This is a genomic window from Dongia sp. P2_B8 (genome assembly GCF_056404715.1).
Genome location: NZ_JBFUDM010000006.1, coordinates 291,284 through 304,562, shown reverse-complemented (window position 1 = coordinate 304,562; position 13,279 = coordinate 291,284). Strand labels below are relative to the sequence as shown.

The 13,279-nt window shown below is 62.5% G+C and carries 11 protein-coding genes; 4 read left to right on the top strand and 7 right to left on the bottom strand.

All coding sequences use genetic code 11. The features are described from left to right. Positions 1-92: 92 nt before the first annotated feature. The 3 genes from AC1DWZ_RS18185 to AC1DWZ_RS18175 form a co-directional block, all read right to left on the bottom strand. Positions 93-1,943, bottom strand: a complete 1,851-nt coding sequence (locus AC1DWZ_RS18185) for an amidohydrolase (RefSeq protein ID WP_477170345.1) — start codon at positions 1,941-1,943, stop codon at positions 93-95. Positions 1,944-2,039: 96 nt separating this feature from the next. Next, positions 2,040-2,252 carry a DUF1427 family protein gene (locus tag AC1DWZ_RS18180; protein WP_477170344.1) on the bottom strand — a complete coding sequence of 71 codons (213 nt, stop codon included), beginning with the start codon at positions 2,250-2,252 and terminating at the stop codon, positions 2,040-2,042. Positions 2,253-2,416: 164 nt separating this feature from the next. Further along, entirely contained in the window at positions 2,417-3,103 is a 687-nt protein-coding gene (locus AC1DWZ_RS18175; RefSeq protein ID WP_477170343.1) for a hydrolase, read from the bottom strand. Positions 3,104-3,318: 215 nt separating this feature from the next. Here AC1DWZ_RS18175 and AC1DWZ_RS18170 point away from each other — a divergent pair, with 215 nt between their 5' ends. Both AC1DWZ_RS18170 and AC1DWZ_RS18165 read left to right on the top strand, forming a co-directional pair. After that, the gene (locus AC1DWZ_RS18170; RefSeq protein ID WP_477170342.1) at positions 3,319-4,302 is read left to right on the top strand and encodes a LysR family transcriptional regulator; all 984 of its coding nucleotides are present in this window, start codon (positions 3,319-3,321) and stop codon (positions 4,300-4,302) included. Further along, the gene (locus tag AC1DWZ_RS18165; RefSeq protein ID WP_477170341.1) at positions 4,299-5,312 is read left to right on the top strand and encodes a dipeptidase; all 1,014 of its coding nucleotides are present in this window, start codon (positions 4,299-4,301) and stop codon (positions 5,310-5,312) included. Before AC1DWZ_RS18170 ends, AC1DWZ_RS18165 begins: the two co-directional genes overlap by 4 nt. Positions 5,313-5,368: 56 nt before the next feature. Here AC1DWZ_RS18165 and AC1DWZ_RS18160 read toward each other — a convergent pair whose 3' ends face one another. Continuing rightward, positions 5,369-5,542, bottom strand: coding sequence for an entericidin A/B family lipoprotein (locus AC1DWZ_RS18160; RefSeq protein ID WP_477170340.1), 174 nt, complete (start codon positions 5,540-5,542; stop codon positions 5,369-5,371). Positions 5,543-5,704: 162 nt separating this feature from the next. On the opposite strand from AC1DWZ_RS18160, the gene AC1DWZ_RS18155 reads away from it, so the two are divergent. Further along, positions 5,705-6,409, top strand: coding sequence for a VIT1/CCC1 transporter family protein (locus AC1DWZ_RS18155; RefSeq protein WP_477170339.1), 705 nt, complete (start codon positions 5,705-5,707; stop codon positions 6,407-6,409). A gap of 38 nt (positions 6,410-6,447) precedes the next feature. Here the strand turns inward: AC1DWZ_RS18155 and AC1DWZ_RS18150 are convergent, their stop codons facing one another. The 3 genes from AC1DWZ_RS18150 to AC1DWZ_RS18140 all read right to left on the bottom strand — a co-directional run bounded on the left by AC1DWZ_RS18150 (position 6,448) and on the right by AC1DWZ_RS18140 (position 10,715). Beyond that, positions 6,448-7,248: a tetratricopeptide repeat protein gene (locus AC1DWZ_RS18150; RefSeq protein WP_477170338.1), complete on the bottom strand. Its 801-nt coding sequence runs from the start codon at positions 7,246-7,248 to the stop codon at positions 6,448-6,450. A 43-nt stretch (positions 7,249-7,291) separates the two neighbouring features. After that, positions 7,292-9,040, bottom strand: a complete 1,749-nt coding sequence (locus tag AC1DWZ_RS18145; protein ID WP_477170337.1) for an adenylate/guanylate cyclase domain-containing protein — start codon at positions 9,038-9,040, stop codon at positions 7,292-7,294. Between the two features lie 226 nt (positions 9,041-9,266). Then, a complete protein-coding gene (locus AC1DWZ_RS18140; RefSeq protein ID WP_477170336.1) occupies positions 9,267-10,715 on the bottom strand; it encodes an aldehyde dehydrogenase family protein in 1,449 nt (482 codons plus the stop codon). A 313-nt stretch (positions 10,716-11,028) separates the two neighbouring features. On the opposite strand from AC1DWZ_RS18140, the gene AC1DWZ_RS18135 reads away from it, so the two are divergent. Continuing rightward, positions 11,029-13,278, top strand: coding sequence for a nitric-oxide reductase large subunit (locus AC1DWZ_RS18135; protein WP_477170335.1), 2,250 nt, complete (start codon positions 11,029-11,031; stop codon positions 13,276-13,278). Position 13,279 lies beyond the last annotated feature (1 nt).

Below are 13,279 nucleotides of genomic sequence, written 5' to 3'. Positions count from 1 at the left end.
TTGACCCGGGGATAAGGTTCAACTGGGCACGGTTCCACAGTTGCAGGCTGATGCCCGGGTCAAGCCCGGGCATGACGATGGAGGTCGAAATCTCACACCGCCCAGCAGCCGCAGCCCAGGGCACCCCAGAATTCGTTGCCGGATGCCGGCACTGAACTGGCCCACGCTTTTGCATGGTCATGGCCATGGACATTGCAATTGTTGGCACAGCCACAGGAGGCCGCGACCTTCTGGAGAGCCGGCTGGGCGCGGTCCTGATAGCCGCCGAACAGTTTCACCGGCGACCAGTCCGGCGTCGGTGCGGGGAGTGCTGGGGCCAGCGACGAGAAATCACCGGCACCGTGCACGATCTTGCCGCCGAGCAAGGTGAGGACAGAGGCCAGATGCGCGATTTCATCTTCAGCCACGGTGAGATAATCGGCCGAGAGGACGGCTAGATCGGCAAGCTCGCCTACGGCAATGCGGCCTTTCTTGCCCTGCTCGCGGGAGAACCAGGTGTTGGCCTCGGTCCACAGGCGCAAGGCTTCGGTCCGGTCCATGCGGTTGGCGGGCGGATAGAGCCGCGTGCCGCCCACGGTCTTGCCCGTAACCAGCCAGGCCAGCGACACCCAGGGATTGTAGCTGGCGACACGGGTTGCATCGGTGCCGGCACCAACAGGAACGCCGGCTGCCAGCATGCGCTTGATCGGCGGTGTTGCTTCCGCGGCCTTGGCGCCATAGCGGTCGATGAAATATTCGCCCTGGAACGCCATGCGGTGCTGCACGGCGATACCGCCGCCCAAAGCCGCGATGCGGTCGATGTTGCGATCCGTGATCGTCTCGGCATGGTCGAAGAACCAATGGAGCTTGTCGATCGGCGTGTCGCGATGCACCTTCTCGAATACGTCGAGGGCGCGATCGATCGTTTCGTTATAGGTCGCATGAAGGCGCCAGGGGAATTTGCGCTCCGCCAGCAGGCGCACGACGCGTTCCAGTTCGCCCTCCATGCCGGGATCGAGATCGGGGCGCGCTTCGCGGAAATCCTCGAAATCGGCAGCGGAGAAAACCAGCATCTCACCGGCGCCATTGACGCGGTAGAGATCGTCGCCCTGGCCCGGCTTCACCATATTGGTCCAGCGGGCGAAATCGTCGAGCTCCTCGCCTTTCTTCTGCGTGAAGAGGTTGTAGGCGATGCGCAACGTCATCTCGCCGTTCTTATGCAGCTTGTCGATGACGTCGTAATCCTCCGGGTAATTCTGGAAGCCGCCGCCGGCATCGATGACGCTGGTGACACCCAGGCGATTGAGCTCGCGCATGAAATGGCGGGTTGAGTTGATCTGCTGCTCGGGGGCCAGCTTCGGTCCCTTGGCCAGGGTCGCATAGAGGATGAGCGCGTTGGGCTTGGCCAGCAGCAGGCCGGTGGGATTGCCTTCAGCGTCGCGCTGGATCTCGCCGCCCGGCGGGTTTGGCGTGTCCTTGGTATAGCCCACTGCGCGCAAGGCGGCGGCATTGAGCAGGGCGCGGTCGTAGAGATGGAGGATGAAGACGGGCGTATCGGGTGCCGCGGCATTGATCTCGGCGATGGTCGGCAAGCGCTTCTCGGCGAATTGATGTTCGGTGAAGCCGCCCACCACGCGCACCCAATGGGGCGGTGGTGTCACTTCGGCCTGGCGTTTGAGCATCGCCATGGCGTCGGCCAGTGACGGCACGCCGTCCCAGCGCAATTCCATATTGTAATTGAGGCCGCCGCGGATGATGTGGAGATGGCTGTCGATGAGGCCCGGAATGGCGCGGCGGCCGCCAAGGTCGATGATTTTCGTGTCCGCACCCTTGGTGGCCATGATCTCGCTGGCATCGCCGACTGCGCTGAATTTGCCGTCGGTGATGGCGACGGCTTCGGGATTCGGCTGCGCGCGGTCGAGCGTGGTGAATTGGCCGTTGAGGAGAATGAGATCGGGTGACATGGAAGCTCCTTGGGCGCGGGACGCGCCGAGATTTAATCCGAGCGCCAGAGCGGCGCCTGATCCGAGAATATCGCGGCGGCGATAACGTTTCATCTTCTAACCTTTCTGCTCGTCGCTGCCCGGATTCCTCTCCGGCGCGGCTTGATGAAAGATGTGGCGCGCCGCGAGCGGAACGATCTGCTCGCCGATCAGCATGCCGAAGAGACCGATGAGGGCGATGACCGGCGGCGCCGGCGAGCGGACCTTGAAGGCGGCATAAAGCACGCCGACGAGGAGCCCGATGCCGAGAGAGACGAGATAAGGTTTCATGGTGTTTCTCCTAAGCTGATCCAGTCGGACCATACCCCCCTCTCTAACTCTCCCCCTCAAGGGGGGAGAGGATTGCAGCGAGTCTCCGGTCGGCTCGGTGAGAGCTCCCTCCCCCCTTGAGGGGGAGGGCCGGGGAGGGGGGTGCGGTTCGACTGGTCTCAATCCTACTTCTTCGCCGGACCGGCTTCGCTTGCATGTTCGCCGAGCATGGCGCGGGCGTAGGTGATGCCAAGACCGTAGGCGCCGCCGAAGCGTTGGGCGGTGCGGTTGGTGTGGTCGTAGGTTTCCGACCGCGCCCAATCGCGCTGCAATTCGAGCAAGTACTGGAGCGAGGTCATCGGCCGGGCGCCGGCCTGGATCATGCGCGCCATCGCCTGGTTGTGGGCTTCTTCCGTGATGTCGCCGCTGGCGTCGGCGATGACATAGACCTCGAAGCCTTGATCGAGGGCGGAGAGTGCCGGGCCGACGATGCAGACACCGGTCCACAGGCCAGCCAGGACGATGCGGCCCTTGCCGATTTCATTGACGCGCACGGCGATGCGCGGGTCTTCCCAGGTGTTCATGCTGGTGCGGTCGATCGCCACCACATCGGGGAAGGCTTCCTTGATCTCGGAGAACATCGGGCCGGAGAAGGTCTTCTCGGCGACGGTGGTGAGGATGGTCGGCACCTTGAACTCGGCGGCGGCGTGGGCCACCAACGCGGCGTTGTTGCGCAGCTGGGTCATGTCGATCGACTTGGTGGCGAAGGCCATCTGCGACTGATGATCGATCATGATGAGGGTGTGGTCGGGGCCGTTCAGCAGGCCCTTGCCGGGGGTGGGGGTCGCGGTCGGGATCTTGTTGCTGGTCATCGGAAGTCTCCTGTCTGTGGGTTGTTTGTTTGGCGGTTGCTGTTTTCGGTTTCGAACCGTCTTGGCTCTGGAGGTGAGATTACGGCTAGCACTCTGATGCAACAATCTGGTAAATTGGAACATGACTGTTGCAAATGATAGGACAATGGATCGCCCCTAATGGATCGCCCCTAATGGATCGCCCCTAATGGATCGCCCCTAATGGATCGCCCCTAATGGATCGCCTGGCGAATATGGAAGCCTTCGTGCGGGTGGCGGAAACGCAGTCTTTTTCCGAGGCGGCGCGGCGGCTGCGAACCTCGAAATCGCTGGTGAGCCGGCATGTGGCAGCGTTGGAGGCGTCGCTCGGCGTGCGCCTGTTCCACCGCACGACCCGGTCTCTCACGCTGACCGAGGAGGGCCGAGGCTATCACGCGCAAGTGACACGAATCCTATCGGAAATCGAGGAAGCCAATAATTCGGTGAGCCAGACGCGGGCGATGCCGCGCGGGCGCCTCAAGGTGAGTGCGCCGATGAGCTTCGGGACACTGCATCTGGCGCCCGCGGTGCCGAGATTCCTTGCGCGCTATCCGGAGGTGGAACTCGATCTCAATCTCAACGACCGTTATGTCGATCTGGTCGATGAGGGGTTCGACCTTGGCATCCGTGTCGGGCGCCTTGCCGAATCCAGCATGGTGGCGCGGAAGCTCTGTGCTCTGCGCATGATCCTGTGCGCCAGCCCCGATTACCTCAAAACCCACGGCACGCCGCAGACGCCCCGGGATCTCGCGCAGCATCAATGCCTCTGCTACAGCACCAACAGCTTCATGCCGGAATGGCGGCTGATGCAGCTGGACGGCACGCCCTGGCAGGTGGAGATCAATGGCCATCTCCATGCCAACAATGGCGATGTGCTGCGGACGGCCGCGTTGGCGGGGACGGGGATCGCCTTTCTGCCGAGCTTCATCGTCGGCAGCGATCTGCAGGCCGCGACCCTGGTCTCGATCCTCGCCGATTATGTACCGACCGATTCGGCGATCCATGCGGTCTACCCGACCACGCGGCATCTCTCGCCCAAGGTGCGGGCGTTCATCGATTTCCTGGCCGAGCATATCGGCCCGAGACCTTACTCACCGATCCCCGGGTCAAGCCCGGGGATGACGAAAGTCGTAGGATCGTGCGAAATATACACAATAGAAGATCTTCAGGGACAGATATGAAGCCGGAAACACTGAACGACATCGAGAATGCCAATCTGGTGTGGGACAATCATGCGGGTTTTGCCTTCATGCAGGCTGGCGATCTTGATGAATTGTCGCGCTGGCGGAAGGTCGGGATCGATATCGTCTCGGTCAATGTCGGCTATGACGTCGAACCCTGGACCAAGGCGGTCGAGGCCTTGTCGGGATACCGGCATTGGCTGCGGCAGCATGGAGACCGCTTCGTGCAGGTCGATACGGTGGCCGACGTGCTGGCGGCCAAACGCGCGGGCAAGCTTGCTGTCTCCTTCGATCTCGAAGGGGCTGATGCCTTGAACGGCGATCTTGGCATGGTCGAAATCTATTACCGGCTTGGCGTGCGGCAGATGCTGTTTGCCTATAACCGCAACAATCTGGTGGGCGGCGGCTGCCATGATGGGGACCAGGGCCTCACGGATTTCGGGCGCGCGGTAGTGAAGGAAATGAACCGCGTCGGCATGATCGTCGATGGCAGCCATTGCAGTCGCCGGACCAGCCTGGAACTGATGGACGTGTCCGAGACGCCGGTCATCTTCTCGCATTCCAATGCACGCGCCCTCCATGATCATGAGCGCAACATCCGGGACGACCAGATCAAGGCCTGTGCCGATCAAGGCGGCGTCATCGGCGTCAATGGAGTCGGTTTGTTCCTGGGGCCGCGCGGTGCCGATCCCACGCATATCCTGGAACATATCGATTATCTGTGCGAGCGCGTGGGGCCCCGGCATGTGGGGCTTGGCCTCGACAGCATTCTGCTGGGCCAGCCGGACGATGCGCTGAGCGAAGAGGCGTTGGGGCCGCGGGCGAAGGAATACTGGCCGCCGCACCAATATCCGTCGGCGCCCATGGATTTCGTGCCGCCGGAGGTGGTGCCTGATCTCATTCTGGGGCTGAGTGCCCGCGGCTACAAGGATGCCGATATAAGGCTCATTCTCGGCGGCAATTTCGCGCGCATCGCGGCGGAGATCTGGAAGCCGGCCGCCACTCTATAAGCGTGTCGTCGGCTCCGAGCCTCTCCCACAACGCTTAGAGAGGCGGCGATAGCGTCTCAATTTTCGATATCGTCCTGGACATTCTCGGCACCGTTCTCAATGCCTTGGCCGGCGGCTTTGACGTCCTTGCCGGCGCCTTTCACGGTGTTGCAGGCCGAGATGGCGGGAATCATGGCGGCGAGGAGGCTGATCAGCACGAGTTTGCGCGTGGTCGCTGCAAGAATCTTCATGGTGGATTTCCTGACATTGTCGTCGGTCTGCATGAACAACGTCAGTTGGCCGCATTGGTTCCGCCTGGCGATACCGCCTGGGCCGGGGCGGCAGATTTGCGGCGCCGTTGCGATCGCTTATGATATGGCCGGAACCGCATTGTTTTATTGGGAATAACAGATATGGCCCTGCGTCACATCGAACGCCATCGCACGTCCCATATCGGCTGGCTGCGTGCGGCCGTGCTGGGTGCCAATGACGGCATCGTCTCGACCGCCAGCCTGGTGCTGGGTGTGGCATCCGCCCAAGGCACCCAAGGTTCTCCGGGCAGCATTCTCATTGCCGGTGTTGCCGGGCTGGTGGCTGGCGCCATGTCGATGGCGGCTGGCGAGTATGTCTCGGTGCATTCGCAGGCCGATACGGAAGAAGCTGATCTGGCGCGCGAGCGAGCTGAACTGAAGGCCGACGATCTTGGCGAGCATAAGGAACTGACGGAGATCTATATCGCGCGCGGCCTCACACCCGCGCTGGCCAAGGAAGTGGCCCAGCAATTGATGGCGCGCGATGCGCTGGGCGCCCATGCCCGCGACGAGCTTGGCATTTCCGAGCGATTGATGGCGCGGCCGATCCAGGCGGCGCTTGCCTCCGCAGCAAGCTTTGCCGTGGGGGCTGCCTTGCCGCTCATCGTCGCGGCCCTGGTCGGGGGGCCGAGCCTGATCCCTGCCGTCGCGGGCACATCGCTGCTGTTCCTGGCAGCACTTGGCATGGTTGCCGCCCGTGTCGGGGGTGCGAAGCTGTGGCCGGCCACGCTCCGCGTCACCTTCTGGGGCGCCTTGGCGATGGGCATCACCGCCGGCGTCGGTGCCTTGTTCGGCGCTGTCGCCTAAGCGGTCCGGCACCATCCTGATGTCCTGCGGGTGCCGGTCTAAGCGAAGCCAGCGCGCCTCATGCCCTCTTCCCAATGCTGGCGGTCGGCATCGTTGGTGAAGGGGTTGCGGGCCAGTTCGCGGCCAAGTGTCCAGTCGGGCCGGCCCTTTTTGAGACGTGCCAGCGCTTCGCCCGCCTGTTTCGGCTCGCCGTTATGGGCATGGGCCGCTGCCAGCAGCAATTGGATGTCCGGCACATAGCCTTCTTCACCGACGCGCTTATGCATGCTGTTGATCTGATCGATGGCGCCCTGATAATCGCGTGCGTTGAAGCAGGCCCAGGCGCGGATCCAGCGATACCAGTCCGGAATCCTGACGGCGCGATCAAGCAGGTCGAACGCGCGCTTGAGATTGCCGTCATAGATATGTGCCTCGGCCATCTCGACCAGCAGATCGTTGCGCCGCTCAAGCATGTCGGTACGCCGGTCAAAGAGATCGAGGGCACACTCATATTCGGCGAAAGCTTCCTTGGTGCGGCCCTGGTTGAGGAGGACGAAGCCCAGATCCCAGCGATTGGCATAATCATGGGGATCGAGCTTCACCGCTTTCCTGGCATAGGTTTCGGCCTGCTCGAGAAGGGAGGTTGCCTCAAGCGCCTGCAACGCATGCCCGCCGACCATGATCTGGGCGAGGCAGTAAGCCAGATGTCCCCAGGCACGGGCGAAATTCGGCGCTTCAACGGTAGCCTGCTGAAATTTCTCGGCAGCCTGTTCAAGGCGCTTGCGCTCGATGACGGAGAACAGCCGCTGCCCCTCGAGATAGAGGTCGAAAGCCTTCGGGGTGATGTCGTTCTTCGCCATGATTCCCCTCGCTCTGAAAGTGCGCCCCGTCTTTGCCGGATCGTCAGGTGGGACTAAGGCCGGCCAGGGTGAGGGCGCCCAGCCAGCGCTCCTCATCCTGGCGCCGCTGCAAGGTGATGCGCGCCCGTTCCTTGGTAACGCTCCAGCCCGGCCGATCGCCTAGGAAGCGGTCCAGCGCCGCGCGTGCCGCGCCTGCCTTGCCGAGCTTGGCGAGCGTTGCGGCCCGCAACAATTCGACATGCGTCGGTGGACGGTTCATGCGTTCGAGCTCGGCCAGGGCCTCATCGAAGCGGTCGCAATTGAAATGGGCCCAGCTCAATACCCAGCGGTACCAGTCCGGATGGAACGGATTGCGGCGCATCGCTTCTTGCAGCTGACGCTGGGCCAATTCGCTTTCGCCGGCGAAGACGAGCGTTTCCGCCATCTCGGCCAGGAGATCGGCATCGTTGGGGTTGAGATTGACGGCCTTCACATATTCTTCGCGCGCCAGGTCGAAGCGCCGCGTGTTCAGATAGACCACAGCGAGATCCCAGTGATTGGCATAATCATTGGGATCCAGCGAGACGGCGTGGCGTGCCAGTGCCTCGGCTTCGGCCAGTGCGGATTCATCGGCCCAGCCCGCGATCCAGCGCTGGACGGCAAGATAGGCAAGATAGCCCCAGGCGCGCGCCAAGCCGGGATCAAGCTGGGCTGCCAGTTCGAATTGCGCGCGGCAGCCGTCCAAGGCTTCCTCGGTCTCGACGGAATACATATGGTTGCCACGCAGATAGGCCTCATAGGCACCGATCTCGACCGGATCCTTGTGGAGCGCCCGCTGGCCTTCGATATGTCGCATGCGGCCCGGGAGGGCACCCATGATGCGCTGGATGATTTCATCCTGCAGCTGGAACAAGTCACCCTGGTCGCACTCGAAGCGCTCGGCCCAGACATGGTGCCCCGTGGTCCCGTCGATCAGCTGTGCGTTGACCCGGACCCGTTGCGCCAGCCGCTGCACGCTGCCCTCCAGCAGATAGCGCACATCAAACTCGGCGGCGATCTCCTGGACCTTGCGGGGCCGGTCCTTATAGGCGAAGGCAGAATTGGCCGAGATCACGAGGAGATCGGGAAAGCGCGACAGGTCGGTGGTGATGTCGTTGACCAGCCCATCGCAAAAATATTCCTGGCCCGGATCGCCGGAGAGATTGTCGAACGGCAAGACGACAAGGCCGATGCCGGGGCGTGGGCGAATGCCATTGCCATGTGGCTGGATCGTTTCCTCCGGCACCGGTGCGATCGGACCATCTCCGTCTGCCACGCGGTAGACGCGGACCTCGCCCAGATTCTTGAGCGCCACCGGTCCCATATCGTCGAACTGAAAATCGCCATTGTTGCGCACCTGCCGATAGGCTTCCTCGCTGAGGCAGATGCCGCCGGGCCTCGCCACCGATTCCAATCGCGAGGCGAGATTGACGCAGTCGCCATAGAGGTTGCCGTCATCGGCCGCGAAAACATCGCCAAGATTGATGCCGATCCGGAAAGCAAGACGCCGCTCGGCCGGATCTTCCGCGTTGGCGACATTCAGCACGCGTTGCGAGGCCAGCGCGCAACGCACGGAATCGATGGCGGAGGTGAATTCGGCAAGCACACTGTCGCCGGCGCCGGAAAAGACTCGGCCATGATGGCGGACGATTTCGCTTTCCAGCAATTGCCGGCGCTGCATCAGGATCGCCATGCCCGCGTCTTCATCGCGGTGCATCAGCCGGCTGTAATCGACAGCGTCGGCGGCCAGGATGGCCACCAGACGGCGGGGCATAGATGTCTGCATCGGCATGACAACTATCGTATGTGGCGAGGGCGCGAGAATAGCCGAAGCGATCTGGGCGAACCAGCGCGCGTTGCAGCCTTGCACCGGTATCAGCTGCAAAGTTGGATGCAGCGGAGGGCTTAAAATAAGGATTTATGCAGAAATGCTATATGGGGATGTATTGGGCGCGGCCGTCTTAATAAACGGCCGCGCCCATTAATCTTGGTTACCGACCTCAGTTGCCGTCGAACGTATAGGCGGTCTTCACCGTCGTGTAGAACTCGGCAGCGTAGCGGCCCTGTTCGCGCGGGCCGTAGCTGGAGCCCTTCCGGCCGCCGAACGGGACGTGGTAGTCGACACCGGCGGTGGGCAGGTTGACCATCACCATGCCGGCTTCGGAATTGCGCTTGAAATGGCTGGCATGCTTCAGCGAGCTGGTGCAGATGCCGGCCGAGAGGCCGAACTGCGTGTCGTTGGCACTGGCGAGTGCTGCGTCATAATCCTTCACGCGTGTCACGGTGGCGACCGGACCGAAGATTTCCTCGCGCGAGATGCGCATGTTGCTGGTGACTTCGGTGAACAGGGCCGGCGCCAGGTAGAAGCCGGGCGTCTCGCGGTTGAGGAGCTCGCCGCCCGCCACCAGCTTGGCGCCTTCCTTCTGGCCGACGCTGATATAGTCGAGATCCTGGTCGAGCTGCGACTGGTCGACGACCGGGCCGATATGGACACCGTCCTTCAAGGCATCGCCGATGACCAGGCCCTTCATGCGCTCGGTCATGGCATTCACAAACTTGTCATGGATGCCTTCCGTGACGATGAGGCGCGAGGAGGCGGTGCAGCGCTGGCCGGTGGAGAAGAAGGCGCCGTTGACGGCGCATTCGACGGCGACCTTGAGATCGGCATCGTCGAGCACGACCATCGGGTTCTTGCCGCCCATTTCCAGCTGCACCTTCTTCATCGGGTCCGTCCCGACACAGGTGGCGGCGATCTTGCGGCCGGTACCGACCGAACCCGTGAAGGAGATCGCGGTCACGTCCTTATGCTTCAGCATCGCTTCGCCGACCACTGAGCCGCGGCCCATGACCAGGTTGAAGACGCCGGCCGGCACGCCGGAGCGGGCAATGATTTCCGAAAGCGCATGGGCGCTGGCCGGCACCAGATCGGCCGGCTTGAACACCACGCAATTGCCATAAGCCAAGGCCGGCGCAATCTTCCAGGCGGGAATGGCGATGGGGAAGTTCCACGGCGTGATGAGGCCGATGACGCCCAAGGGCTCGCGCGTGATCTCGACATCGACACCGGGGCGCACCGAGCCCAGTTTTTCACCGGCCTGGCGCAGGCATTCGCCGGAGAAGAACAGGAAGATCTGGCCGGCACGCATGGTTTCGCCGATGCCTTCGGCGAGCGTCTTGCCTTCCTCGCGGGAGAGCAGGCGGCCGATCTCTTCCTTGCGGGCGATGATCTCGTCGCCGATCTTCTTCAAAATGTCATGACGCTGCTGCACGGTCGAGCGGCTCCAGCCCGGGAAGGCGGCCTTGGCGGCAGCGATCGCCGTTTCGGCATCCGCGGCGGAGCCTTGCGGAAATTCGCCAACCACATCCCCCGTGTTCGAGGGATTGATGTCTTTTGACTGGTTGCTGGCTTTGCTCCAGGCGCCGGCAATGAAGTTCTGGGCTTGGATCATGATGGGCATCTCCTGGATATGACGGTGGGGGATATGATTTGTGACGTGATTTTTGCGGGATGTGGCTGCAGCCGTGAGGAAGCGCGCCGTCGCTGGCGTCCCTTTTAACAAGATGTGCGGGAATGACAACTGGGAGGTGTCCCGCTGCGACATATGGGCATTGCGACCCCGGGCACAAAGGACTATCGTAAATGGAGCTTTTTTATCACCTTACAATTTGAGCGCGTCGGTGGCCATGTCGCCCTGCAGATCATGCCCGCGATGACGGCTGCCGGACCCATCGCGCAGGCCCGCGTCATGAGCGAGGTATGTCATGCAGCAACTCGAACAATTATCCGCCTGGTGGGCGCGTGCCGTGGCACTGACCTTCGTGCTCGGCTTCGGTGTTCTCATTCTGCTGACCTTCAAGGCCTATGAAAACGCGCCGCCCATTGCCGGCCGTGTCATCGACGACGCGGGCAGCCTTGTCTTTACCGGTGATGACGTGCGCGAAGGGCAGGCGGTCTTCCTGAAATACGGCCTGATGGACAATGGCACCATCTGGGGTCATGGCGGGTATCTCGGGCCCGACTTCGGGGCCACGGTGCTGCATGATTGGGCACTGGATCTCGCAGCGCGTACCGCACAAACGCGTTTTGCCAAATCGTATGACAGCCTGGCGGCAGAAGAACGCGCGGCGGTCGATGGCGAAGTGGCGGAGCTGCTGCAGTCCAATCGCTATGATGCGGCCACGGATACGCTGACGGTGCTGCCGGGCGGCGTCGAGACATTCGCCGCGGAAGTCGAGCGCTGGAAGGCCTATTTCGTCAATCCGGAACTGAATGGCGGCCTTTCGCCCAATTTCATTTCCGATCCCACGGAGCTGCGCCAGCTGACCGCCTTTTTCACCTGGGCGGCGTGGAGTTCGGTGACCGAGCGGCCGGGCACGACGCATTCCTACACCAACAATTTCCCCTATGACCCGCTTGCCGGCAATCATCCGACGGGTGGTGCCATCCTGTGGTCGGGCATCAGTTTCATCTTCCTGCTGGGCGGGATCGCGCTGGTGCTGCTGGCCTTCGGCAAGTTCGACTATCTGGGCTGGCACGGGGCGCCGGTGGTGACCGATGCCTGGGTGATGAGTGCTGCTCAGAAGGCGACCCTCAAATACATGGCGGTGGCAGCGATCCTGCTGCTGGGCCAGACCTTCTTCGGGGCCGGGACGGCGCACTACCGTGCCGATCCCACATCCTTCTTCGGTTTCGATCTTGCGGCCTATCTGCCCAGCAACCTGCTGCGCGTGTGGCATCTGCAGGCGGCGGTCTTCTGGATCGCCACCTCCTATGTCGCCGGCGCGCTGTTCGTTGCTGAATTGCTGGGCGGTGGCAGTCCGCGTCACCAGGCACTGGGTATTCATCTGCTGTTCGGGGCGGTTGCCGTGGTCATCGTCGGCAGCATGCTGGGCGAATGGGTGGGCATCCTGCAATGGCTGCCCACGAGCTGGTTCTGGTTCGGCAATCAGGGTTGGGAATTCCTGGAACTCGGACGCTTCTGGCAGATCCTCCTCGCCATCGGCCTGCTGTTCTGGTTCTTCCTGGTGTGGCGCGCCATCGAGCCGGCGCGGCGCGATCCGGCACGGCGCAGCTTTGCCAATTTCTTTCTCATTGCGGCCTTCGCCATTCCACTCTTTTACCTGCCGGCCTTGTTCTTTGGCGCACACACCAACTACACCATCGTCGATGCCTGGCGGTTCTGGATCATCCATCTGTGGGTCGAGGGGTTCTTCGAATTCTTCGTCACCGTGATCGTCGCCGTGATCTTTTTCCAGATGGGCTTGGTGCGCCGGATCACGGCGTTGCGCACGATCTATCTCGATGCCATCCTCTATTTCGGCGGTGGTCTCATCGGTACCGGCCATCATTGGTACTGGACCGGGCAGACCGAGCTCAACATGGCGGTCTCGGCGGCCTTCTCCGCGCTGGAAGTGGTGCCGCTCACCCTGATCACGCTGGATGCCTGGGACTTCGTCAAGCTGACGCGGGGCAGCGACAGCGTGGTCATGCGCCATCGCTGGACCTTCTACTTCCTGATGGCCGTCGGTTTCTGGAACTTCCTCGGCGCGGGTGTCTTCGGCTTTCTCATCAACACGCCGATCGTGAGCTACTTTGAGGTGGGCACGATCCTCACTCCCAATCACGGCCATGCCGCGATGATGGGCGTCTTTGGCATGCTGGGTGCCGGGTTGATGGTGTTCGTGCTCCGCGAGGTGGTGGCAGACCAGGTCTGGACCAGGCTCGCACCGCTCGTCCGTGTTGCCTTCTGGGGGCTTAACATCGGTCTTGGGCTGATGGTGACCCTAAGTCTGTTCCCGGGCGGCATCCTGCAGGTGCTGGATGTGATGGCGAACGGCTATTGGCATGCGCGGAGCCTTGCCTATACCGCAACGCCGCTCGCCCGCACGCTGGAATGGCTGCGCATGCCGGGCGATCTGGTGTTCATGTTCGCCGGTGCCCTGCCGCTCGCCCTGGCGATGGTGATGGGCTATCTCGCTCACTGGCGCCAGGGCCTCGGCGCCAGAACCTGAC